The sequence below is a fragment of the Actinopolyspora sabaoui genome (genome assembly GCF_051225635.1).
In the GTDB taxonomy this organism is placed as follows: domain Bacteria; phylum Actinomycetota; class Actinomycetes; order Mycobacteriales; family Pseudonocardiaceae; genus Actinopolyspora.
Genome location: NZ_JBMIHH010000002.1, coordinates 38,799 through 59,752, shown reverse-complemented (window position 1 = coordinate 59,752; position 20,954 = coordinate 38,799). Strand labels below are relative to the sequence as shown.

At 66.3% G+C, this 20,954-nt stretch carries 22 protein-coding genes and 1 tRNA gene; 12 read left to right on the top strand and 11 right to left on the bottom strand.

The window, feature by feature from the left end; all coding sequences use genetic code 11:
• Nucleotides 1-170: 170 nt before the first annotated feature.
• The 4 genes from ACOQFL_RS02805 to ACOQFL_RS02790 form a co-directional block, all read right to left on the bottom strand.
• On the bottom strand, nucleotides 171-1,016 hold the full coding sequence (locus ACOQFL_RS02805) for a DUF4253 domain-containing protein (RefSeq protein ID WP_435542522.1): 846 nt from the start codon (nucleotides 1,014-1,016) through the stop codon (nucleotides 171-173).
• A gap of 163 nt (nucleotides 1,017-1,179) precedes the next feature.
• Complete coding sequence (locus ACOQFL_RS02800) at nucleotides 1,180-1,374, bottom strand: DUF1918 domain-containing protein (protein ID WP_092625265.1); 195 nt, start codon at nucleotides 1,372-1,374, stop codon at nucleotides 1,180-1,182.
• 206 nt (nucleotides 1,375-1,580) lie between these two features.
• Nucleotides 1,581-2,009, bottom strand: a complete 429-nt coding sequence (locus ACOQFL_RS02795; protein WP_435542521.1) for a DUF8711 family protein — start codon at nucleotides 2,007-2,009, stop codon at nucleotides 1,581-1,583.
• 107 nt (nucleotides 2,010-2,116) lie between these two features.
• Nucleotides 2,117-2,947, bottom strand: coding sequence for a metal-dependent hydrolase (locus tag ACOQFL_RS02790; RefSeq protein WP_435542520.1), 831 nt, complete (start codon nucleotides 2,945-2,947; stop codon nucleotides 2,117-2,119).
• 289 nt (nucleotides 2,948-3,236) lie between these two features.
• Here ACOQFL_RS02790 and ACOQFL_RS02785 point away from each other — a divergent pair, with 289 nt between their 5' ends.
• The 4 genes from ACOQFL_RS02785 to ACOQFL_RS02770 all read left to right on the top strand — a co-directional run bounded on the left by ACOQFL_RS02785 (nucleotide 3,237) and on the right by ACOQFL_RS02770 (nucleotide 8,890).
• The gene (locus tag ACOQFL_RS02785) at nucleotides 3,237-4,457 is read left to right on the top strand and encodes an NADP-dependent isocitrate dehydrogenase (protein WP_435542519.1); all 1,221 of its coding nucleotides are present in this window, start codon (nucleotides 3,237-3,239) and stop codon (nucleotides 4,455-4,457) included.
• Between the two features lie 466 nt (nucleotides 4,458-4,923).
• Nucleotides 4,924-5,517 carry a TetR/AcrR family transcriptional regulator gene (locus ACOQFL_RS02780; protein WP_435542518.1) on the top strand — a complete coding sequence of 198 codons (594 nt, stop codon included), beginning with the start codon at nucleotides 4,924-4,926 and terminating at the stop codon, nucleotides 5,515-5,517.
• 7 nt (nucleotides 5,518-5,524) lie between these two features.
• Nucleotides 5,525-7,714: an MMPL family transporter gene (locus tag ACOQFL_RS02775; protein ID WP_435542517.1), complete on the top strand. Its 2,190-nt coding sequence runs from the start codon at nucleotides 5,525-5,527 to the stop codon at nucleotides 7,712-7,714.
• Between the two features lie 255 nt (nucleotides 7,715-7,969).
• A complete protein-coding gene (locus tag ACOQFL_RS02770; protein ID WP_435542516.1) occupies nucleotides 7,970-8,890 on the top strand; it encodes a hypothetical protein in 921 nt (306 codons plus the stop codon).
• A 234-nt stretch (nucleotides 8,891-9,124) separates the two neighbouring features.
• Here the strand turns inward: ACOQFL_RS02770 and ACOQFL_RS02765 are convergent, their stop codons facing one another.
• The 3 genes from ACOQFL_RS02765 to ACOQFL_RS02755 form a co-directional block, all read right to left on the bottom strand.
• Nucleotides 9,125-9,328, bottom strand: coding sequence for a DUF397 domain-containing protein (locus tag ACOQFL_RS02765; RefSeq protein WP_435542515.1), 204 nt, complete (start codon nucleotides 9,326-9,328; stop codon nucleotides 9,125-9,127).
• A 133-nt stretch (nucleotides 9,329-9,461) separates the two neighbouring features.
• Complete coding sequence (locus tag ACOQFL_RS02760; protein ID WP_435542514.1) at nucleotides 9,462-9,665, bottom strand: DUF397 domain-containing protein; 204 nt, start codon at nucleotides 9,663-9,665, stop codon at nucleotides 9,462-9,464.
• Nucleotides 9,666-9,674: 9 nt separating this feature from the next.
• Nucleotides 9,675-10,514 (bottom strand): helix-turn-helix domain-containing protein, encoded by an 840-nt coding sequence (locus tag ACOQFL_RS02755; protein WP_435542513.1) that lies wholly within the window; start codon nucleotides 10,512-10,514, stop codon nucleotides 9,675-9,677.
• A 145-nt stretch (nucleotides 10,515-10,659) separates the two neighbouring features.
• Between ACOQFL_RS02755 and ACOQFL_RS02750 the strand changes: the two genes are divergently transcribed.
• Nucleotides 10,660-11,079, top strand: coding sequence for a hypothetical protein (locus ACOQFL_RS02750; protein WP_435542512.1), 420 nt, complete (start codon nucleotides 10,660-10,662; stop codon nucleotides 11,077-11,079).
• 36 nt (nucleotides 11,080-11,115) lie between these two features.
• Here the strand turns inward: ACOQFL_RS02750 and ACOQFL_RS02745 are convergent, their stop codons facing one another.
• Nucleotides 11,116-11,550 carry an acyl-CoA thioesterase gene (locus ACOQFL_RS02745; RefSeq protein WP_435542511.1) on the bottom strand — a complete coding sequence of 145 codons (435 nt, stop codon included), beginning with the start codon at nucleotides 11,548-11,550 and terminating at the stop codon, nucleotides 11,116-11,118.
• Between the two features lie 133 nt (nucleotides 11,551-11,683).
• Between ACOQFL_RS02745 and ACOQFL_RS02740 the strand changes: the two genes are divergently transcribed.
• Nucleotides 11,684-11,758, top strand: a tRNA-Val gene (locus ACOQFL_RS02740).
• A 51-nt stretch (nucleotides 11,759-11,809) separates the two neighbouring features.
• Here the strand turns inward: ACOQFL_RS02740 and ACOQFL_RS02735 are convergent.
• A complete protein-coding gene (locus tag ACOQFL_RS02735) occupies nucleotides 11,810-12,289 on the bottom strand; it encodes a CGNR zinc finger domain-containing protein (RefSeq protein WP_435542510.1) in 480 nt (159 codons plus the stop codon).
• 102 nt (nucleotides 12,290-12,391) lie between these two features.
• Here ACOQFL_RS02735 and ACOQFL_RS02730 point away from each other — a divergent pair, with 102 nt between their 5' ends.
• Nucleotides 12,392-13,258 (top strand): alpha/beta fold hydrolase, encoded by an 867-nt coding sequence (locus ACOQFL_RS02730; RefSeq protein ID WP_435542509.1) that lies wholly within the window; start codon nucleotides 12,392-12,394, stop codon nucleotides 13,256-13,258.
• 229 nt (nucleotides 13,259-13,487) lie between these two features.
• Here ACOQFL_RS02730 and ACOQFL_RS02725 read toward each other — a convergent pair whose 3' ends face one another.
• A complete protein-coding gene (locus ACOQFL_RS02725; RefSeq protein WP_435542508.1) occupies nucleotides 13,488-13,880 on the bottom strand; it encodes a MerR family transcriptional regulator in 393 nt (130 codons plus the stop codon).
• A 61-nt stretch (nucleotides 13,881-13,941) separates the two neighbouring features.
• Between ACOQFL_RS02725 and ACOQFL_RS02720 the strand changes: the two genes are divergently transcribed.
• Nucleotides 13,942-15,060, top strand: a complete 1,119-nt coding sequence (locus ACOQFL_RS02720; protein ID WP_435542507.1) for an alkene reductase — start codon at nucleotides 13,942-13,944, stop codon at nucleotides 15,058-15,060.
• 443 nt (nucleotides 15,061-15,503) lie between these two features.
• On the opposite strand, the gene ACOQFL_RS02715 is transcribed toward ACOQFL_RS02720, so the two are convergent.
• A complete protein-coding gene (locus tag ACOQFL_RS02715) occupies nucleotides 15,504-15,692 on the bottom strand; it encodes a hypothetical protein (RefSeq protein WP_435542506.1) in 189 nt (62 codons plus the stop codon).
• A gap of 1,644 nt (nucleotides 15,693-17,336) precedes the next feature.
• Here ACOQFL_RS02715 and ACOQFL_RS02710 point away from each other — a divergent pair.
• The 4 genes from ACOQFL_RS02710 (at nucleotide 17,337) to idi (ending at nucleotide 20,904) form a co-directional block, all read left to right on the top strand.
• Nucleotides 17,337-17,870, top strand: a complete 534-nt coding sequence (locus ACOQFL_RS02710; RefSeq protein WP_435542505.1) for a cupin domain-containing protein — start codon at nucleotides 17,337-17,339, stop codon at nucleotides 17,868-17,870.
• A gap of 35 nt (nucleotides 17,871-17,905) precedes the next feature.
• Complete coding sequence (locus ACOQFL_RS02705) at nucleotides 17,906-19,060, top strand: DegT/DnrJ/EryC1/StrS family aminotransferase (RefSeq protein WP_435542504.1); 1,155 nt, start codon at nucleotides 17,906-17,908, stop codon at nucleotides 19,058-19,060.
• A gap of 189 nt (nucleotides 19,061-19,249) precedes the next feature.
• Nucleotides 19,250-20,149: an aromatic prenyltransferase gene (locus ACOQFL_RS02700; protein WP_435542503.1), complete on the top strand. Its 900-nt coding sequence runs from the start codon at nucleotides 19,250-19,252 to the stop codon at nucleotides 20,147-20,149.
• Nucleotides 20,150-20,355: 206 nt separating this feature from the next.
• Entirely contained in the window at nucleotides 20,356-20,904 is a 549-nt protein-coding gene (gene idi, locus ACOQFL_RS02695) for an isopentenyl-diphosphate Delta-isomerase (RefSeq protein ID WP_435542502.1), read from the top strand.
• Nucleotides 20,905-20,954: the final 50 nt, after the last annotated feature.

Below are 20,954 nucleotides of genomic sequence, written 5' to 3'. Positions count from 1 at the left end.
CGCGCGAAATCGACGCCGCTCGGGTGGGGAACCGCTTCACGTACCGGAGTTCTTCGCCCAGCGGAGCGGCGATTTCGCGCGAAATCGACGCCGTCCGGAAGCCGCGCGGCGGACCCCCGCGGGCTCCAGTCCCTACGGCCCGGGGAGAACGGTCCCTGGATCACGACTGCTCAGTCCCACCAGAACGACCACTGGCGTCCACCCCGGATCTCCTCGGCGTAGGACGCGATGCTGCCGCTGTCCTGCATGACCCTGTCGGGGGCGAAAGTCCAGTGCTCGGCGGCCACCGCGGCCGCGTGCTCCCGTCGGATGGGCGGCGCGGCCACACTGAGGTCCAGTCGATCCGGCCCCAGACGCAGCACCCGCACCCCGAAACGCTCCTCCCAGCTGCGCAGCATCGCCGACAGTCCGGCACAGCGAGACACGTGATTCGTGGCACCGGACCAGCCGAGCACCGTGAGAACGTCCGCACCCCGAGGCGCCGGTACCAGCCCCAGCCGCGTCTGCTCGTTCAGCAGGCGCTGGGTGAGTTGGTTCGCCAGCACGGTCGCGTCCGCCAACAGGTCGCCCGCCTGGGCGGGTCCGGGGCAGGTGTGGTCGAACGGGGCCAGACTCTCCAGGTCGTAGGCAGGACCGAGTTCGGAGTCGACCTGGCACAGTCCTTCCCAGATCCGGGCCATCACCTGGTCCACGTGCCACTTGTCGATGTGCGCACGTGGCTCCGGGGCTACCACCCCCACGGTGCAGCGGTCCCCGTAGATCTCGGTGTCGTCGACCAGCAGCAGTGGCCAGAGGCCGTTGGTGTCGCTCTCCGCGCGGAGCGTGGCCAGTAGTTGCGCGGAGGGGGGTTCCTTGCTTATCCAGCACAGCGGACCGGGGTCCTGCCTGTCGCCGATCCTGGTGGACTGCTCGGACAGCAGCTCCCCGGCGGGCAACTCCCGGCTGCCCGCGAACCCGATCCGAAGCATCGCCATTGGGTCGGCAGTGGTCTCACCCTGCCGCTCTTCCCATAGCACCGCACTGCCTCCTCACCAAGCGGTCCCACGCCGCTAGCGGCGAGTCGGGACTGTCGCTGTGGCGATCAGTGTGCCATTCCGGCTCGTCCCGTGGCTCGCGCAGTTCGGTGCGATGTTTCGAGGCGCCCTCGAATTCCCGGGGAACCCGAGGGTGCCCCGCGCGTCACGCTCCCGCGGGGTGGCCCTCCACCTCGCAGTCCGTTCCGGGATAGACGAGCCGTTCGTGGCCGTCGTCGAACCGGACGAGGTACGGCGGGTTCCCGTCCTCCCCGCGTACCTCCAGGATGACCCCCACTCGGTCCGGCTGTTCGATGGTCCTGCTGTGCATGTGCAGTCGTTCTCCCGTGGTCGCCTTCATCCTCGTCACCTCCTGTGGAACGCGTTCCCAGGATAGGTGACCGAGGACACGACGCGCAGTGCTCCGGGCCGTTGACCACCGCATATTCGAGATGTCGAGCTGCCCGTCCCCGCCGCGAGTGTGGGGAGTTCGAGTGCGGGGGAGCTGTCGCCGACAGAGCCCTCGAAGGTACCCGAGGCCCTCGAACCCCCCAGGGGAAACTCGGCTCAGCCAGTGGTGCCGGAGCAGATTCGCAGCACGCGTTCGGTCTGCTTCAGCTTGTGCTGGGTCCATTCGGCGCTGTTCTCGATGGTGACCTCGCCGGACGAGACCTGTCGCATCGACTGCTGCACGTCCCGCAGCGCGTCGCTCAGCGCCTGGTCCGAGGTCTGCTCGGCGAGCTTGCCGATCTCCTCGGCCTTGGAGCTCGCCTGTTCCCTGAGCTGTTGCTGGTCGGAGAAGTTCGGCATGAAATTGACCAGGCCGGTGGCTTTCGCGCAGTTCTGCGCGGTTTCGATGCCCCGCTGGGCGCTCTCGATGCCCTGCTGGGCGTTCTCGACCCCCTGCTGAGCCTCCTGCAGCTCGCCGCATGCCGCCACACCGGCGAACAGGGGGAGGGAGATTGCCAGTACGGCCAGTTTGCCGCGAATACGCATGGTTCCTCCGTCGTCGGCGCGGACTGTCGGGCGGTCCGCCGCATCCGCAGCCTACCGGTGTTCGATGGATCTTCGGGGGCGCCGTTGTCGTATTCGTCCGGATCGGCTCAGCGAGGGGTGATCCACGCCATGACGCTCGGAGGAAGTCCGAGTTGTTCGAGCCACGGAACCGCGCCCACCCGGTAGAGCACCACGGTGGACAGCAGTACCGCCACGATCGTCAGGCCGGGGCCGATCAGTGCCAGCTCCACCTTGCCGCCGGTCTGCATCCGCAGCGCCTTGGGCGGCGCCACGGGGTACCAGGTCTGTCCGCCGAAGGGGAGCGGCCACAGCATGGGGCAGCCCTGTTCGGTGATGGCATCGCCGATGAAGTGCGCCACGCACCCGATCATCACCGCCGTTCCGAAGGCGGCGGCGTCGTGGGGTTGGTCGCCCGCCCACGCCCAGCACACGATCGTCAGCACCAGTGACACGGCGGCGATCAGCAGCGCGTCGCTCTGCGGTGACCAGTTGTTCAGCAGTCCTCGCACCGTCAGGCCCGCGAACACGAACATCAGGATGCCCACGGCGGTGCCGTTGCTGCTCTGCACGATCGCCGTGGTGGTCAGACCTGCCAGGATCGCGAAGACCACCGTGTGCGTGAAGCCGCGATGAGTACCCGCCCGGTCGCTGTCATGCTGGGTGCGGGTCAGCCTGTACAGGAACCCGCTCAGCCCGCTCATGGCGGAGGAGACACCACGCGAGATCGCACCGAACGTGCGCGCGACGGTTGAGGACGGGTGGTCGATGTCCGGCAGCAGAGCGGAGCCGGTGGCCAGCGTCGCCCCCACGACCCACGTCTTGGGGGAGAGTTGACCGATGGTGTGCGCGCCTGCCAGCGCGGTCACGGCGGCCCAGGCCGCGAGCCCGCTCATCGCGTGGGTGGGTCCGGTCGCCAAGAAGTCCCTCCAAGGTCACGGCTCGCGGGCGAGCTTAGCCGGTGCGATCGCCGGACTGTGCGTGACTCGCGCCGTTCCGGGCCGATGGGCGGAATGACGCCGAGCAGGCTGTGTTGTTGCTCACTCTTTCGGGGGTTGTAGTACCCGAACGAGGGAGTAGCGCTGCGACGCGCGCCTGCCGGAACTGTTTTGCGAATCCTGTTCGCAAAGGGTGGGGCTCACAGTCGGCCCGGTTAGCAGTACGCTTGTACCGTTTGCGTTTCTCGTGTGAGAGGAGCACCCCGCCACCATGAGCAAGATCAAAGTACAGGGCACTGTCGCCGAACTCGACGGCGACGAGATGACCCGGATCATCTGGTCCTTCATCAAGGACAAGCTGATCCACCCCTACCTCGACATCAACCTCGACTACTACGACCTCGGGGTCGAGCACCGGGACGCCACCGACGACCAGGTGACCGTCGACGCGGCCAACGCGATCTCCAAGCACGGGGTCGGCGTCAAGTGCGCCACCATCACGCCCGACGAGGCGCGTGTCGAGGAGTTCGGCCTCAAGAAGATGTGGCGCAGCCCCAACGGCACCATCCGCAACATCCTCGGTGGTGTCATCTTCCGCGAGCCGATTGTCATCTCCAACATCCCGCGCTACGTGCCGACCTGGACCAAGCCGATCGTCATCGGCAGGCACGCCCACGCCGACCAGTACAAGGCCACGGACTTCAAGGTTCCCGGCGCGGGCACCGTGACCGTCACCTACACCCCGGCCGACGGCTCCGAGCCGATGGAGCTCGAGGTCGCGAACTTCCCGGAGCAGGGTGGCGTGGCCATGGCCATGTACAACTACCGCCGCTCCATCGAGGAGTTCGCGAGGGCGTCGTTCCGCTACGGCCTGGAGCGGGGCTACCCGGTCTACATGTCCACCAAGAACACGATCCTCAAGGCCTACGACGGCGTCTTCAAGGACGTGTTCGAGGAGGTCTACGAGAACGAGTTCAAGGCCGACTTCGAGGCCAACGGGCTCACCTATGAGCACCGGCTGATCGACGACATGGTCGCCACCGCTCTGAAGTGGGAGGGCGGCTACGTCTGGGCCTGCAAGAACTACGACGGTGACGTGCAGTCCGACACGGTCGCGCAGGGCTTCGGCTCGCTCGGCCTGATGACCTCGGTGCTGATGACCGAGAACGGCACGGTCGAGGCCGAGGCAGCCCACGGCACGGTCACCAGGCACTACCGCAGGCACCAGCAGGGTCAGGAGACCTCCACCAACCCGATCGCCTCCATCTTCGCCTGGACGCGCGGGTTGCAGCAGCGCGGCAAGCTGGACTCGACCCCCGAGGTCGTCGAGTTCGCCAAGGCGCTGGAGCAGGTCGTCATCGAGACCGTCGAGAGCGGGAAGATGACCAAGGACCTCGCGATGCTGGTCGGCGACAACCAGCCGCACCAGAACACGCAGGACTTCCTGAACACGCTGGACGAGAACCTGCAGAAGAAGATGGCCCAGCGCTGAGGCCGGATCTCCGGATCATCCGGCTTCTCGGCTCCGGCCGGGTTCTCGGCTCCAGCTGGCTTCTCGGGTCCGGCCGGGCGCGCGGCGATTTCGCGGGAAATTGACGCCGCCCGGCCACACCGGAGCGCCAGGGGCCCGGAGGCTCGTGGGGTTTCGGAAGGCCAGGGGGCGCCGTCCCGCCGTGCGGACAACCGTGCGGCGGGGCGGCGCCCCTTTTCATGGCGCGGTCACCTGTCGCGCGGCCTCTGATGCGGAAGCCCTGAGGCGGGGCCCCGGCTCCCGGTGTTCGGCTCCGCTCTCTCGGCGCGCGGTCCCCGATCCTCGGATCCCGAGCACGGCGCGGCGATTTCGCGAGAAATTGACGGCCCTGCAGCACCGAGTCCGTCCGGCGGTGCGAGCAGCGTCACAGACCGATCCGGTCGCTTTACCGACCGAACCGGTCGGTAACTCCGGTATTGTCGACGGTGTGACAAGACCGTTCCGGGAGCAGGTGGACGAGGAGATCCTCGACCGTGCCGCCGAGCTGTTCGCGCAGCACGGCTTCGCCCAGACCTCCCTCAAGGCACTGGCCGAGGCGGTGGGGCTGTCCAAGGCCGGTCTGCTGCACCACTATCCGAGCAAGGAAGCGATCCACGAGGCCGCGCTCGACATGGGGCGCGCGCAGGCCCGCCTGGTTCTCGACGACGTGTCGCGGCTGGCCCCCGGTCCGGAACGCGACCGGCGTGCGCTGGAGCTGCTCACCGACGTCGCGCTGGAGCGAGCGGGGCTGGTGAGCCTGGCCCTGCGTCCCATCACTGTCCCCGGTGAGATCGACGAGGCGCTCGACGCCGAGGACGTGCTCATCCACGAGATATTCGCCCTCGATCCGTCCGACCAGAACTCGGAACGGCTCATCCGGGTCATCGGCGCGCTGAGCGGGCTGGCCGTACTCAGCCTCACGGCCAATCACCACGGGGACAAGACCACGTGGCGCCCCCGGATCATCGCGACCTGCTTCGACACTCTCGGCCACTCCCGTACCGGCACTTCTTCGCCCGGTTCCGACCAACTGGAGGACTGACTGCTACATGGCACGCCTGTTATACCGACTGGGCATCGGTGCCCAACGGCACCGGTTGCTCGTCGTCGTGATCTGGTTGATAGCCCTCGCGGGCGGTGGTGTGGGCGCGGCGACGCTTTCCGGTCCCACTTCGGACAGCTTCTCCATCCCGGGGCAGGAATCCACCATCGCCCAGGACAAACTCCAGCAGGAGTTCGACACCGGCGGCGGCGCGACGGCCCGCGTGGTGATGCGGGCCCCCGACGGGGAGAAACTGACCGCGCCCGCCAACGCAGGCGAGGTCAAGAGCATCGTCGCCGATCTGTCCGAACAGCCCGGAGTGGTCTCGGCCAGTAACCCGCTGAATCCGAACGCACCCACGGTCAGCCCCGACCAGACCACCGCCTACAGCACGGTCACCTACAACGGCGGCATCGGTGAGATCACCACCGAGCAGCGCGACGCCATGCTGGACACCGTGGAGCAGGCCGACCAGGGTGCCTTCACCGTCGAGGTGAGCGGCCAGGCCGTCACCGCCACCCCCTCGGTCGGTGGTCCTGGAGAGGCGATCGGTGTCATCGCCGCACTGGTGGTGCTGAGCCTCACCTACGGCTCGCTGGTCGCCGCCGGGATGAACCTGATCACCGCTGGTGTCGGCGTGGGAATCGGCGCGCTCGGCGTCAGCATCGCCACCGGCTTCCTGGAGCTGCAGTCCACCACCTCCATCCTGGCGACGATGCTGGGACTGGCGGTCGGCATCGACTACGCCCTGTTCATCATCAACCGCCACCGGCAGGAACTGCGGCAGGGCAACGACATAAGGACGTCGATAGCCACCGCCGTGGGAACCGCCGGTTCCGCCGTGGTGACGGCCGGACTCACCGTGTTCATCGCGCTGGTCGGGCTCTCGGTCGTCGGGATCCCCTTCCTCACCCAGATGGGTGTGGCAGCGGCGGCGACCATCGTCGTGGCCGTCCTCGTGGCCATCACCCTGGTACCCGCCGTGCTCAGCTACCTGGGACGACTCGTGCTGCCGCGCAAGCAGCGCACCGCACCGGCCGACACCGACGCCAAGACCGAACGGGGGATCTACCCGGCCTGGATCAGCGCGGTCACCCGCGGCAGGATTCCGGCGCTGCTGATCTCGCTCCTCGCCCTCGGCATCGTGGCCATCCCGGCAGCCTCCATGCAGACCACGCTGGTGCAGACCCCCTCCGAGGGCACCACGCAGGCCAGGGCGCAGCAGATGCTGGCGGACAGCTTCGGCGAAGGCGTCAACGGGCCGCTCGTGGCCTACTTCGAGGGCAGCGACGCGCCGCGGACCGCGCAGCAAGCCACCAAGGCGATCGCCGGACTCGACGACGTCGCCACCGTCACGCCGCCCACGCCCAACGCCGATGGCGACGCCGCGATGGTCACCGTCGTCCCGAAGTCCGGGCCCGCCAGCACGGAGACAGAACAACTCGTCGGCGACCTGCGCGACCAGCTGGCCGACATCAACGGTGCCGAGAGCTACGTGACCGGCACCACCGCCGTCAGCGTCGACGTCGCGCACTCGCTGGACCAGGCGCTGCCGATCTACCTCGTGCTGGTCGTCGGACTGGCCGTGATCCTGCTGGTGCTGGTCTTCCGGTCGATCCTGGTGCCGCTGGTCGGCGTGCTCGGCTTCCTGCTGACGCTGGGAGCCGCGCTCGGCGCCACCGTGGCGGTGTTCCAGTGGGGCTGGCTGAGCAATCTGGTCAACCTCGACGACACCGGGCCGCTGATCAGCCTCACCCCGATCCTGATGATCGGCATCCTGTTCGGGCTGGCCATGGACTACCAGATTTTCCTGGTCTCCCGGATGCACGAGGCATACCACAAGGGACACGCTCCCCGTGAGGCGATCGTGAGCGGATTCCGGCAGGCCGCTCCGGTCGTGGTCGCGGCGGCACTGATCATGTTCTCGGTGTTCGCCGGATTCGTCCCGGCGGGCAACGCCACCATCAAGTCCATCGCCTTCGCGTTGGCGATCGGCATCCTGGTGGACGCCTTCGTGGTCCGCATGGTCCTGATGCCCGCGGCGCTGGCGCTGCTCGGCAGGGCCGCGTGGTGGCTGCCCCGCTGGTTGGGGTGGCTGCCCGCCCTCGACGTCGAGGGCAACGCGATCACCGACAAGAACGAGTCCGACGACGAGAGCGGGTCCGACGAGAAGCAGCGGGCCGAGGTCGGTTCGTGATTCGAACGCGGGCCGTGACGCTCGGTCCGTGAGACCGAGCCCGGCCGGTGAGTGAGTGGACGGGTGGCCCGGTGCCGAGGGGTTCGGTGCCGGGCCATCTTCTTCGTCCGGTTCTTCGAGGCTCCCCGGTTCCGGCCGGGAACCGTCAATTTCGCGCGAAATTCACCCCCCGGAGACCGGACTCCGCGATATCGGGGTTGCGCTGAGTAGTTTCGCTCTGTTCGCACCGGTTCGCGCGCTGTTCCGGTGACGGCGATGAGCGTTCACGACATTTCCGACGAAGGATCCGAGAGACCCGGTCCCTCCTCGGCGGGAGCGGTGGTGACCGCCGCGCTGCTGGGGTTCAACCTGGTGATGCTCGCCCGCTCGCTGCGACTGCTCTGGCAGCAGGACACATTGCTCGACGTGACCACCACGTCTTCGCGGCCCGGGGTGGGTGACGTGCTGCTCCGGGGGTTCATCTACTGCTTCATCGCGGCGGTGGTGGCGGGATACCTGTGGTTCACGACCCGTGCGATGTGGCTGTGCGGGCTCGCCCGGCCGCTCGCCACCGCGCTGGTGAGCCTCGGCGTGGCCGCGTTGCTCGTGCTGCCGACGGGGGCGCTGCTGCGGTACGCGCTGGATTCGAACGCGGGCTGGTTGACGGAGCTCCTGCTGTTGCCGGCACTGAGCGCGCTCGGCTACGCCTCGGTGGTGCGCTTCGTGCTCGGCCGCTACGGTCGCTCGGGGGCGCCTCGGCCCACATCAAGGACAGCGGTCTTCGGGGCGGAGATGCTGGGGGTCAGCTTCGTGCTAGTCGTCTGGTCAGTGTGGATGTACTACTGGCTCGCCCGGCTCGGAATCGGTATGTCGTCCGCGCAGGAACCCGCGAGCCTCATCGTCGCCATCCACTGCGTGCTCGCCGTGCTCCTGCTGGTGCAGGGGTGGTTCCTGGTCCGCATGATGCGGGTGATCCATCCCGCCGGGCCCGTGCCGGTGCTGTTGCTGGCGTTCGGCGGCTGGCTGGTGCTGGCAGTGCTCGCCGGTGTGGCGCAGTGGGGGTTGTGGGAACTGTGGCGAGTACGTTCCGGCTACGAGGTTCACATCCCGTTGCTCGCGCTGTTGGCAGCCCTGAGCTTCGGTCTGGTGGTGCGCCGGGCACACCGGAGAGAAACCGTGGCGGAAGGGGGCTCGTGAAACGAGGTTCGTCCCTGCGGCGGTAGCCGATCGCGGTGCACCACCAGTCGGCGAGTGCCTGGTGGTCCACCGCGTCCAGTGCGATCGCTTTGAACCTCGCTGCCATGTGGGCATTCCACCACGCGGCACCGACAGTGCCGCACCGTCAATTTCCCACGAAATCGCCGCGTCGCGGGGGAGCGGCGGCGTGAATTTCGCGCGAAATCGACGGCCCCGTGAGGCGGTCCGGGAGGTTCAGCCGAGCTGGTTGTGGTGGAGGTGGTGCAGGAAGTTGGTCCACTGGGTGTGGGTGAAGTGGTGGTGGGGTCCGTCGGGGTTCTTGGAGTCGCGTAGCCACCAGCCCGTCGTGTCGTGCGCGACCTCGACGCAGTTCTCCGCTCCGCCGCTGAAGCTGGACTTGCGCCAGTTCAGTTCTTCGTGATTTCCCGAGCCGGGCATGTGCCGCTCCAAGTTCAGTTCCTCGATGCGTCGTTCGATGACTTCGACGGTCTTCTGTGGACTCAGTCGATCGCGCGAATGGTGTCACAGGCGAGGTCGGAGTCTTGGACATGTTCAGCTGCTGTCGAATCGTTCAGTCGAGCTGGTTCTGGCGGAGGTGGTGCAGGAAGTTCGTCCACTGGGTGTGGGTGAAGTGGTGGGTGGGGCCGTCGGGATTCTTGGAGTCGCGCAGCCCCCAGCCCGTCGCGTCGTAGGCGACCTCGACACATTGCTGAGCACCGCCACTGAAGCTACTCCTGAACCAACGAGGCTCTTCCAATATCGTTTTGTCGTACATGCTTCACCCCTAAGTCAGTTCCTCGATGCGTCGATTGATGGCTTCGAGTGTCTTCTGCGGGCTCAGCGCGGCTGCGCGCAGGTTGTCATAGGCGAGGTTGTAGACCCGAACGTGCTCGCGCCCGAGGTAATCGCTACCGGTCAAGCCTTCGCTGTAAACGATACCGGGCCGCCCCTCCAGCAACGTGATGATCGTGAAAGCCGTGCCATGACATGCGTGTGCGCCGCCGTCGAACGGGATGATTTGCACGGTGGTGTTGGGTGTCTCAGCGAGACTTCTCATTTGTTCGAGCTGACCGCGCAACACGGCTTTTCCGCCGATCTCACGGTGCAGAGCTTCTTCACCGATTACCAACCACAGCCGCGTCGCCTCGCTGTTCATCAGACGTTCCGCGCGCTTGGAACGTTCTTCGGCCATGCGATCCACATCCGCCGGTGCGACTATGACCGCGCTGCTCAGTATGGCGTGGGCGTACTCGAACGTCTGCACGGTTCCCGGGAACGAGTCGGGGAAGAACAGCTTGAGCTCGGTCGCGGCGGCGATCAGGTTGACGTACTTGGTCGCCCACTCGGGGACACGTGCGGGTGGCAGCTTGCGGCGCGCTTCCGCGGCGAGTTCCTTGAGGGCGTCCGCGCGTTCCCGTGCGATGTCGAAGACGTCGATCGCCTTCGACAGTTCCTTGTCGGTGACGCTCTTGTCGCCCTGCTCGACCTTCGAGAGTTTGCCCGCGTACCAACCGAGCCGCTTGGTCGCATCCGATGTGGACAACCCGCTGCTCTCGCGGGCCTCGCGCAGTTCGGCGCCCAGCAGGATCCGTTGCACGACCGGTCCTGGATCTTCCTCAGTCACGTCAGCAGTCTGTCCCATCACCCGTATCGTCCGTAGCTGTCCCTCGTGCGGAGTAATTTCGTTTCTAGCAACTTTTCTACTGGAATTTCCGGTGTAAATTGCCAAGCAACAGCGCTAACGCTACGTGATCGAAGGAGTGCGCAACATGACGGGGACGTCCACCGGCCGGGAGTTCGAGGAGCCGTCGATGGGAGAGCCACGGGACGAGGCGCGAAACAGCAGAGGCGGGTCACCCGGGCATCCGCTGGACGTCCACGTGGTCGATCCGACGAACATGCCGCCGCTGTGCGGGGAGGACGAGTTCGCGGAGTTGACGAACGGCATGGTCACCGACACCGCGCCCAGGGTTTTCGCGGTGGTGCGTGAGTACGGCGAGCGAGTGGACGCCTATGTCGCGGCGTGGGGTATGGCCTTCGAGGCTCACGCCGAGGTCGTGGCCGTCGACGGGACCATGCGGATGCGGGTCTCCGAACCGGAGCAGGCGGCGCGCCGATTCCGGTTCGGCAGTCACATCGGTGCCCGCGTGGTGTGGCCGGGCTCGGGCGGTGTGCCTGAGCTCGGCTGAACGCGACTTCCGGTCACCGCCGCGGCGAGCGGGCGATCACAGCGAACGCAGCGCCGCGCGGATCTCCTCCGGTACCGGAAGTGTGGTGTGGGTCTCGCGGTCCACGTAGACGTGCACGAACCGCCCCAGCGAGGCGGGCTGCTCGCTGCCGTTGCCGAACACCGCCAGCCCGTAGGTGACGCTGGAGTTGCCCAGCCGCCGCAGCCCGATGCCCACCTCCACGTCGTCGGGGAAGCTCAGCTCGGAGAGGTACCTGCAGCCGGTCTCGGCGACCATGCCGATGGCGGGCAGCGTGCGGATGTCGGTTCCGGTGGCCCGCATCAGCCAGCCGTTCACGGCGGTGTCGAACCAGGAGTAGTGCACCACGTTGTTCACGTGGCCGTAGGAGTCGTTGTCGCCCCAACGGGTGGTGATCGGCCACAGGACGTTGAAGTCCGCGCGCTTCGGAGGCGGATCGGGAAAGTCGGACACGCCGGGCAGCCTAACCCTTCGGTGAAGGGCGGACCCCGTGTCAAGGATGATCGTCACGGACGGTACGATGTTTCGTGTTCGGCAACGACGTGGCAATGCTCCGAACGGAGCACCCCCCAGGCCGAGTGCGTCGGCGCGATTAGCTCAGCGGGAGAGCGCTACCTTGACACGGTAGAGGTCGCTGGTTCAAACCCAGCATCGCGCACCAACCCCCCTATCGGAGTGGCCATCCGATCGACGCGATCGAGACGGGATCGACTCAGCGGGTGCGTTCGTAGTGGCGGCGTGCCTTCGCGCGGTTGCCGCAGACAGCCATCGAGCACCAGCGGGCTCGGTTGGCCCGGCTGCGATCGAGCAGGAACAGTTGGCACTCGTCGTTGGCGCAGGACCGTAATCTTCCGGGCAGTTCTTCCTCGGTGGTGGCCCAGGCGAGGACGATCTCGACGGCCAGCCGGGCGTGCGGCGGAGTATTGAGAGTCCACCGCAGACCGTCCGAAGTGAACTCCGGGGTGCGGTAGACCTCTGCCAACAGCGGGTTCAACTCTTCGGGCGAGCTCTCGCCCAACACCACGGCCCGCAGGGCGTCCCGCGTCCGGCGCAGCAGCGCCAGTTCCTCGGGGCTCCCTTCGCCGCCGTGCTCCCACGCCCAGCGTTCGCCCGCTGCCGGATCGCCGAGCGCGTCCCGTTCCTCGCCGTTCACCAGTGGCCTGCTGTTGAGCAGGTCCAGCAGCGCTTCCATCGGGTGTCACTCTCTCTAACTGGTTCGAGTCCTTTGACAGGTTAGCCCAGCAGTGCTTACATGGCCAAAGCTAACCACATCAAAAACTCGAAGGGGTTAGAAATGAGCTCGGTGCGCCACCGGACCGCAACCGTCGACGGCTACGAGATCTTCTACCGCGAGGCGGGACCGGCCGACGCCCCCGCGATCGTGCTGCTGCACGGCTACCCGACCAGCTCGTTCATGTTTCGCGGCCTCGTCCCCCTGCTGGCAGGGGAGTACCACGTCATCGCGCCGGACCACCTCGGCTTCGGCCGCTCGGCCGCCCCCGGTGTGGCGGAGTTCGACTACACCTTCGACGCACTCGCCGAACTCACCGACGGACTGCTCGACCAATTGGGCCTGAACCGCTACGCCCTCTACGTCCAGGACTACGGCGCTCCCATCGGTTGGCGCCTCGCGCTCAAGCACCCCGAGCGGATCTCAGCCATAGTCACCCAGAACGGCAACGGCTACGAGGACGGTTTCGTCGAGTCGTTCTGGGCCGACGTCTGGGCGTACGCGGCGAACCCCGGCCCCGAGACCGAACCCGCCGTCCGTGCCGCGCTGAGCCACGACGCCATCCGCTGGCAGTACTTGCACGGTGTGCCCGACCCGAGCGTGGTCAGCCCGGACACCTGGGAGCACGACTTCGCCCTCGTCTCCCGCGAGGGCAACGACGATATCCAGCTGGCACTGTTCCGCGACTATCGGAACAACCGCCCGCTCTACCCGCTGCTGCACGAGTTCCTGCGCACCAGCGAGGTTCCGGTGCTCGCGGTGTGGGGACGCAATGACGAGATCTTCGGCCCGGCGGGCGCACGGGCCTTCGCCCGCGACGCCGCGGACGCGGAAGTACACCTGATCGACGGCGGCCACTTCCTGCTGGAGAGCCACCTGGACGTCGTCGCGGGCTACATGCGCGGCTTCCTCGGGCGAGTGTTGGGCTGAACCGGGGGCGCTGCTCGGACAAGTCTCTCGGGAGCTATGCCCGGTTCGGGGCGGCCGTTCACGGTCGCCCCGCCATCGGGGTGGGCCGCCGCTCGCGCTTGCTCCGGGACCGTCCTGTTCGGAAGACCGCCCGGGATGAGCCAACCACTCCGGCCGTCCGGGAATCGCCGCTCAACGCGATGATCGCCGAGCGGCCCACGAGGCCGACCAGCTGGTCACGAGCTCTCCCTCACGCTGCCTCGTCGCACCGCTGTGAATCCGACTCACTCCCCGAAGCCGTGTCGATCACCTGGTCCAGTACCTCCCGGGAACGCCGCAGGTCGTCGATCATACGGTCGATGCGCTCGCGTTCGGCGGAGAGCTCGGCCACCAGCCGGGGCGATGCCGCTTTGGAAGGCCCGCCGTCCTCGTCCCTCATGCAGGGGAGCAGCTCCACGATCTTCGCGCTGCACAACCCCGCCGCGAATAGCTCCTGCACCCGGATGACCCGGTCCACCGCGCTCTCGGCGTACTCGCGGTGTCCACCCGGAGTGCGCGCGGCTGACAACAGTCCCTGCTGTTCGTAGTAGCGCAACGAACGCTCACTGACACCCGTCCGGCGGGTCAATTCACCGATCCGCATGGCACACCTCACTCTCGTCGGAGTTGAATCTGCCACCGGTGTCAGACTCTACCGTCGCGACATGACCGACACAGCAGTTTCCGCAGTCGCCTCACCGCTGTTCGACTCCGTCCGACTGGGCCGGTTCGGGTTGTCCAATCGGTTGGTCATGGCGCCGATGACCCGCAACCGTGCCACCGCCCACGGTGTGCCCACCCGACTCATGGCCACCTACTACGCACAACGCGCCTCGGCAGGGATGATCATCGCCGAGGCGTCCACCCCGAACGCGGTGGGACAGACCTATCCCGACATCACCGCCATCCACACCAGTGATCACGTGGCCGGGTGGCGGGACGTCCTGCGAGCCGTGCGGGAGGCCGGTGGTGGCCCCGCCTTCTTGCAACTGCAGCACGGCGGCCGCGTCGGACACCCCGACAACAGCGGACTGACACCGTTGGCGCCCTCGCCGATCCCGTTGCCCGACACGATCCACACCGAGAACGGACGTCGCCCCTCGGTGGTGCCGCGTGAGATGACCGGCGAGGACATTCGGGCCACCGTGGCCGACTTCACCTCCGCCGCCCGCAACGCCCGCGAGGCCGGGTTCGCCGGTGTCGAGGTGCACAGCGCGAACGGCTACCTGCTGCACCAGTTCCTGGCGGGCAACACCAACCGGCGCACCGATGAGTACGGCGGTTCGGTGCGCAACCGAGTGCGCTTCGTCGTGGAGGTGGTTCGCGCCGTCGCGGCGGAGATCGGTCCCGAGCGAACCGGGCTGCGCGTCTCGCCCGGCAATACCGTCAACGGCATTGACGAGGGCGAGACAACGGAGATCTATCAGGAGCTCGTGACCGCGTTGTCCGGTGAGGATCTCGCCTACCTGCACGTGGGATTCGCCGATCCCGAGACGGAAGTGTACCGCGAGGTCCGCGCGAACTGGCCCGGCACGCTGATCGCCAATCCCGTGCTGTCCGCCGAGGAGATTTCGAACGACGGCGGCAGGCGAGCGGGGGAGCGGTTGCTGGACGCCGGGGCGGACCTGATCGCTCTCGGACGCCCGTTCCTCGCCAATCCAGACCTCGTCGCCCGGATGCGAACCGGCTCGCCGCTCAACGAGATCCGCGACAAGTACCTGATGTACGTGGGCGGACCGACCGGTTACACCGATTACCCCACGTTGGCCGAGGTGAACCGTTGATGTAAGGCGATTCGGCGATTCAGGGCGGCGGTGGCAGGTTGAGCTCAGACCGGTGGGGCGGCACTGACCGAGGACCGGAGTTCGTGTGTGGTGGCCCGAAGAACCGAACGAAGTCGCCTGCCCCCGAAAATCGATTCCCCGGGCCACGGGGCGCCACCGAACCGATGGAGGTGCGGCGGTGTTCGGAGCCGCACCGGTCTTCAGGAACTTACCGCGCAGGTGCACTGGTCACGGCCGTACGGCAACGAGCGGCCCGAGGCGGTGGATTCCATCGAGACCCGCGCGGCCGGAACACGTTCGATCGTGCGAATCAGGCAGTTGCTTGACAAGATCGGCCGAGTCGGGATCCAACGGACCAGTCCGCACTGAAATGTGAGCAAGGCGCTCGTGTTCGTCCCGCGACGAAATCGGAGAGACTGGTATTCCCGCTGCTTACGGTGAAGCTACTGAGCCAGCTCGTCGAGGATGGTCGTGACGTCGTTGGGATGGTAATAAGTACGGCCGGAATCGGTGTAGCGGCGCCAGCCGTGCTTGTGTGCGTAACGATAGATGGTGCCCTTGGGGATAGACCATATGGTGGCTATGTCATCGGCTGTCAAACCGGCTACCGGAACTTCACGATCCAAGTTCATTCTCCTTCGCTGCTCCGTATCTGACGGGCGAGTTTCGACCACCAAGTGACCGGCCACGAATGTGTGGGAGAAGTCGTGCAGACGATTTCGGAGGGAGGGATTTCACCGTGCGGACGAATGAGGGCGAACAGTTCGCCCGCGCAGTCGGAATCGGGGCAGTAACCGATGTGTACGCGTCTGCCGTCGTCAGGGTAGGCGATGCCGCGCGCGGTTCGCTCAAGATGCCGGATTTCGTCCACCAGATCACCCGCCGCGGAATGACGGGCCAGCCAGTCGACGTGGTGAGCCAAGAAGCACGCGAGCGCGGAAATGTCCCGCACGGGTGGAGTCACTCGCCGTTCCTCGGTGACGAGCCCCGCCCAAGAGGCGAGGACCGTAAGAATGGAAGACCGTATCTCGGCGGTGGTAGCGTTGATCGAAGAGTCCGTGTTGCCGGATCTTCGTGGCCGCTTCCGTATTACTCTTACCTCTTTCGACCCCCCGCCCCTGTTACAATCGGAATACAATGTGGGCAATATTCGAAGATTGCTCGCGAGGCGCTCCCGGCATGCCCGGCACAGAAACCCCTGATCGGTTCTTCGTGGCCCTTTCCTCCCGCTTTCGCATGAGGAAGCTCGGCATAACTCGCTTCCCACTGTACGGCCTCCAGACGTAGATTCGCTCAGCTGTTCGGAAAGAAGTCGTACTCGTGCCGTGTGCTCCCATGGACTATGCGTAACCCCGCTGCTAAGCAGGGAGCAGATCGCACAACAGCTGTACTTGTCAACCGGGAACTCGACGCGGCGTGTGGAGTAATGCCCCCAGGGGCCGATCGGCGTAGTGATTCTGCTGTGGACGGTGTAGCCGGCTGGTGTGGCCGGCACCCGTGGGATATTCGAACGCCGGTTGAACAGGGTGCTGTGCGCCGCAGAACTGTTGGTGAACCAGCTTTCTCCCAGCCGTCCCGTGTTTCGCCTGGTGCCCCTGGTTCGGCCGCTGGACCGTAAGTTGTTTCAGAGGACGTAGCTCCGGTTGCTCCTATCGGCCGACCGGGAATTTCTCGGTTCCGCCGTAGGGCATCCACCGCCGGGCCTCCGAGTTCGCTGCGGGCCCGCGTCGACGTGGTGCGCGCGAGGGGTGGCTCGAGGAACGGACGAGGACCGAAAAGGAAGTCTTGACAACCAGCTCGCGAAGAACGTATCAATATACTCGTTGTCTTAATTATGCCCTGGTGGGAAGAATAGCGGCTTCGTCCGCGCGATTGGGTTTGTCCGTGTCCGATGCACGGTTTCTGTCCCGGACAAGGCGGTTTTCGTCGCCCCTCGTCGCCGGAGCGGGAAATAATCGGTTCCGCCGGTGTCGCGCGTCTCGTCGTATGCGGTCGGAGTTCGCTGCCGCGGACGGATGTCGCTACACGGGGCAACCAGGTGTGGCGGGACAACCGAGTGTGATGGATACACCGGTCGGTTCGCGGGGTGGACCGGCTGCATCGGATACTTATCGGCTCCGGGGCGATTCCGGATCGTCCCGGCCGAGTCGCACTGTCAGCCGGATGGCTGATGTCGATTCGCTGTTGGTTCGAAATTTTCGAATTGCTTCGGTCGGCTTCTCGATGTCGACCGAAAGATGCTTCGCCTTGTTCGGACGGATGACGAGGAAACCAGTATGAGCGGTCTCATTGTCCCCTCGGGGCAGGGACGAAAACTGATCACCAAGATGCAGGAAATCACTTTCAAGGCCACCGCGGCGGACGGCTCCGCCATCTCGTGCTTCGAGGTGATGGTGCCCCCCGGATTCGATGTGGGAGCTCATACCCACCAGCACTCGCAGGAGTTCTTCTACGTCCTGGAAGGGGAGCTGGATCTCCTGGCGTTCGAGCCGGTCACACGTACCGACGCGGACTGGCAGGACTGGGAGTCCCCCTCGGGTGACCGCGTCGTCCGGGCCGGACCGGGTAGCTGCATGTTCGTCCCCTCCGGATGTCCACACGCGTTTCGCAACGCCACCGAAGAACCCGCGCGCATGTTGTTCCAGAGCTACCCGTCGCCCGATCACGAGCACTACTTCGAGGAGATCTACGAGATCTTCTCCGGGCGTGCCACGGAACCGGACGCGGTGCAGCAGCTGCGCGAACGCTATGACATCGACCAGATCACCCCGCTTCGTTTCGAACCACCCTCGAATCCGCACTCCTCGTGAGCGGCGGAAAACGATGTACGGCATGAGGTGCAGCGATGGAGACGATTCCCCTGGTTCAGGCGAGCTTGGGTGAACAGGAGTTGGCAGCTGTCGCGGAGGTGTTCTCGTCGGGGTGGCCCGCGGGCCAGGGGCCCTGGGGGAAGGCGCTGGAGGCCGAGCTGGCCGAACGTTACGGCGTGGGCGACGCGGTAGCGCTGAGCAACTGCGGTGCCGCGCTCCACCTGTCGCTGCTCGCGCTCGGCGTCGCCCCCGGCGACGAGGTGATCGTGGCCGATTACACCTTCCCCGCCCCCGCACACGCGGTGCGATACCTCGGTGCGGAACCGGTGTTCGCGGACGTGCGCGCGGATACCGGCACCATCGACCCCGGGGCGGTGTCGGAGCTGGTCGGCCCGCGAACGGTGGGCGTGATCGCGGTGGACACGGTCGGGGTACCCGCGGACTACACCGAGCTGCGGGCGATCACCGACCGACACGGACTGTTCCTCGTCGAGGATGCCGCGTGCGCCGTGGGTGCGACGTACCAAGGACGGCAGGCGGGTGAGCTGGCGCCGCTGGCATGTCTGTCATTCCACGGCCGTAAGGGCGCCACCAGCGGTGAAGGCGGAGCACTGCTCGCGGCCGATCCGGCGCACGGAGCCGCCGCGCGGTTCCGGGCGTCCTTCGGCATCGGAAGTATCTTCGACCAGAGTCGGGTCGTCGGTCTGCCGGTTCCGGTGTTCGAGGAAATCGGGTACAACTACAAGCTCTCCGATATCGCCGCCGCGATCCTGCGGGTGCAACTCGGCCGGATCGGTGAACTGCTGGAGCGCCGCCGAGCTGTCGCGGCGCGCTACGAGGAACTTCTCGCCGACGAAGAACTCCTCACGGTGCCGTGGGTGCCGGAGGACCGCACACACGCTTGGCAGTCCTACATGGTCAAGCTCGATCCGAGCGTGGATCGGGAGGGAGTCGCCGCCGACCTGCGTGCGCAGGGGATCGGCTGCGGTCACGGGACATGGGCGTGCCACCTGCAGCCCGTGTACGAGTCGAAGCGGTCCTGCCCGGTCTCGGCCGATCTCTTCCACCGCAACCTCGCTGTCCCGATGCACGCCGAACTCACCACGGATCAGGTCGAGCGGACGGTCGAGGTGCTGCGCGGTGCGCTTCGAGCGCACGCGCGTCCGCGAGGTGGTCGGCTGGTCGGTTAGCGGGAAAAGGCGGCAGACCGGTGCCGGTCGCGCTCGGTGGCGGTCGTCGGCCCCGGGGCGACGGGATTCCACCGCGGGCTGATCGCCGATCGCTTCCGCACGAGACCGAACAGTTGGCCCGTTCCCGACGCGCCGTCGGTACTTGTACTAATCCAACCGAAAAGTCGAGATCGATGCTTGGAGGAAGAAGTGTCGGAAACCGCTGAGTTGACGAGGCTCTACTCGGCCCTCGAAGAATCAGCCGGACTGCTGGACATTCCCTGTTCCAGGGAGCGGGTTCAGCCCGTCCTCGCCGCGTACGAGGAGATGCTGCCGCAGGCTATGATCGCCTTCAGGGTGACCAGCGCCGAGGGCGACGAGGGGGAGCTCGACTGCCGCGTCCTGTTCCGGAGGGACGTCGATCCGTACGGTATGGCTTCCTCGGAAGGGTTCATCACGGAGGACGACCACCCCGTCGACAAGCTGCTCTCGGATATTCAGCAGCGGTGCCCGGTCGACAGTTACGGCATCGATTTCGGGGTCGTGGACGGGTTCAAGAAGATCTGGGCGTTCTTTCCCGACGGTGACTTCCAGCCGGTCTCGCGGCTCGCCGAGATGCCGTCCATGCCCCGTGCGCTGACCGAGAACGCCGGTTTCTTCTTCCGCTATGGTCTGGAGGACCGCGTGGGGCTGATCGGTATCGATTACCCCGGCCGAACGGTGAACGTCTACTTCGGCAAGCTGCCGGAGGAGTGTCTCGAACCGGAGGCCATTCGCTCGATGCACCGGGAGATCGGGGTTCCGGAACCGAGCGATCAGATGCTGAAGCTCTGTGCGCAGTCCTTCGGGCTCTACTTCACTCTCAGCTGGGACTCCTGGAGCATACAGCGAATCTCCTTCAGCTCCATAACGCAGGATCCGATGTCCTTTCCCGTGCGATTCGGGTCGAGGATCGAGCATTTCGTGAAAAACTTTCGATACGGTGTCGACTACCCCAAGATGGTCCACGCCGCCGTGAAATCGACCGGCGAGGAGTACTACAAAATCCAGGCGTACTACCGGTGGAATCCGGCCACGGTGAATCTGACCTCGGCCGATTCCGGTGAGTAAGCCTCCTGGTGCGGTTCCGCGGGCCACTCGCACGGTGATGATCGAGGCATTGGCGGGAATCGACGGGTTCACGCACCCGGTGGAGCTGTCCGAGTGCTCGTTCCCGGGATCGGACTCCGGTCCTCGCTGAACGTTTTTCGTGCCGGGCGCGGGATTCGGTGCCGATGTGCCCGGTGACATTCGTGGAAGGAAGCAGGTGATCCGCCGTGGTTACCCGTGAATCACAGTTGGTGGAACTCGTCGACGAGGCGGGGGCCGCCACCGGTTCCTGCACGGTCGCCGAGGCGCACACCGCGCCCGGCAGGCTGCATCGGGCGTTCTCGGTGATGCTCCTGGACGATCTCGACCGCATCATGCTCCAGCAGCGGGCCGCTGCCAAAAGCCGATTCGCACTGCGGTGGGCCAACGCCTGCTGCAGTCATCCGGCCCCGGGCCAGAGCGTGTTCGACGCCGCTGCCCAGCGGATGCGCGAGGAGATCGGGGTAGGCGGGGTGACGCTGTACCAGGCGGGTGTGCACCTCTACCGCGCCGAGGATCCGCGTACCGAACGGATCGAGCACGAGTACGACCACGTCCTGGTCGGCCGGGTACCGGTGGATCCGCACCTGCGGCTGGATTCGACCGAAGTGGCCGACGTTCGCTGGGTGCGACCGGACCGGCTGCGTGCGGACCTGGCCGAGAATCCGGAGAACTACGCCCCCTGGCTGGACGGCGTGTTCACAGTGGCCGCCGAGGGCTCCGATCAGCTGTCGTGAGCCGCCGTGCTCGTTCCTGACGTCGGTCGGTGTCGATCCGCGCGTTTACC

Coding starts and splice junctions, on each gene's coding strand:
- ACOQFL_RS02800 (WP_092625265.1), bottom strand. CDS start 1,374: ATGAAGGCGACCACGGGAGAACGACTGCACATGCACAGCAGGACCATC.
- ACOQFL_RS02795 (WP_435542521.1), bottom strand. CDS start 2,009: ATGCGTATTCGCGGCAAACTGGCCGTACTGGCAATCTCCCTCCCCCTG.
- ACOQFL_RS02785 (WP_435542519.1), top strand. CDS start 3,237: ATGAGCAAGATCAAAGTACAGGGCACTGTCGCCGAACTCGACGGCGAC.
- ACOQFL_RS02775 (WP_435542517.1), top strand. CDS start 5,525: ATGGCACGCCTGTTATACCGACTGGGCATCGGTGCCCAACGGCACCGG.
- ACOQFL_RS02770 (WP_435542516.1), top strand. CDS start 7,970: ATGAGCGTTCACGACATTTCCGACGAAGGATCCGAGAGACCCGGTCCC.
- ACOQFL_RS02765 (WP_435542515.1), bottom strand. CDS start 9,328: ATGCCCGGCTCGGGAAATCACGAAGAACTGAACTGGCGCAAGTCCAGC.
- ACOQFL_RS02760 (WP_435542514.1), bottom strand. CDS start 9,665: ATGTACGACAAAACGATATTGGAAGAGCCTCGTTGGTTCAGGAGTAGC.
- ACOQFL_RS02750 (WP_435542512.1), top strand. CDS start 10,660: ATGACGGGGACGTCCACCGGCCGGGAGTTCGAGGAGCCGTCGATGGGA.
- ACOQFL_RS02735 (WP_435542510.1), bottom strand. CDS start 12,289: ATGGAAGCGCTGCTGGACCTGCTCAACAGCAGGCCACTGGTGAACGGC.
- ACOQFL_RS02730 (WP_435542509.1), top strand. CDS start 12,392: ATGAGCTCGGTGCGCCACCGGACCGCAACCGTCGACGGCTACGAGATC.
- ACOQFL_RS02725 (WP_435542508.1), bottom strand. CDS start 13,880: ATGCGGATCGGTGAATTGACCCGCCGGACGGGTGTCAGTGAGCGTTCG.
- ACOQFL_RS02720 (WP_435542507.1), top strand. CDS start 13,942: ATGACCGACACAGCAGTTTCCGCAGTCGCCTCACCGCTGTTCGACTCC.
- ACOQFL_RS02715 (WP_435542506.1), bottom strand. CDS start 15,692: ATGAACTTGGATCGTGAAGTTCCGGTAGCCGGTTTGACAGCCGATGAC.
- ACOQFL_RS02710 (WP_435542505.1), top strand. CDS start 17,337: ATGAGCGGTCTCATTGTCCCCTCGGGGCAGGGACGAAAACTGATCACC.
- ACOQFL_RS02705 (WP_435542504.1), top strand. CDS start 17,906: ATGGAGACGATTCCCCTGGTTCAGGCGAGCTTGGGTGAACAGGAGTTG.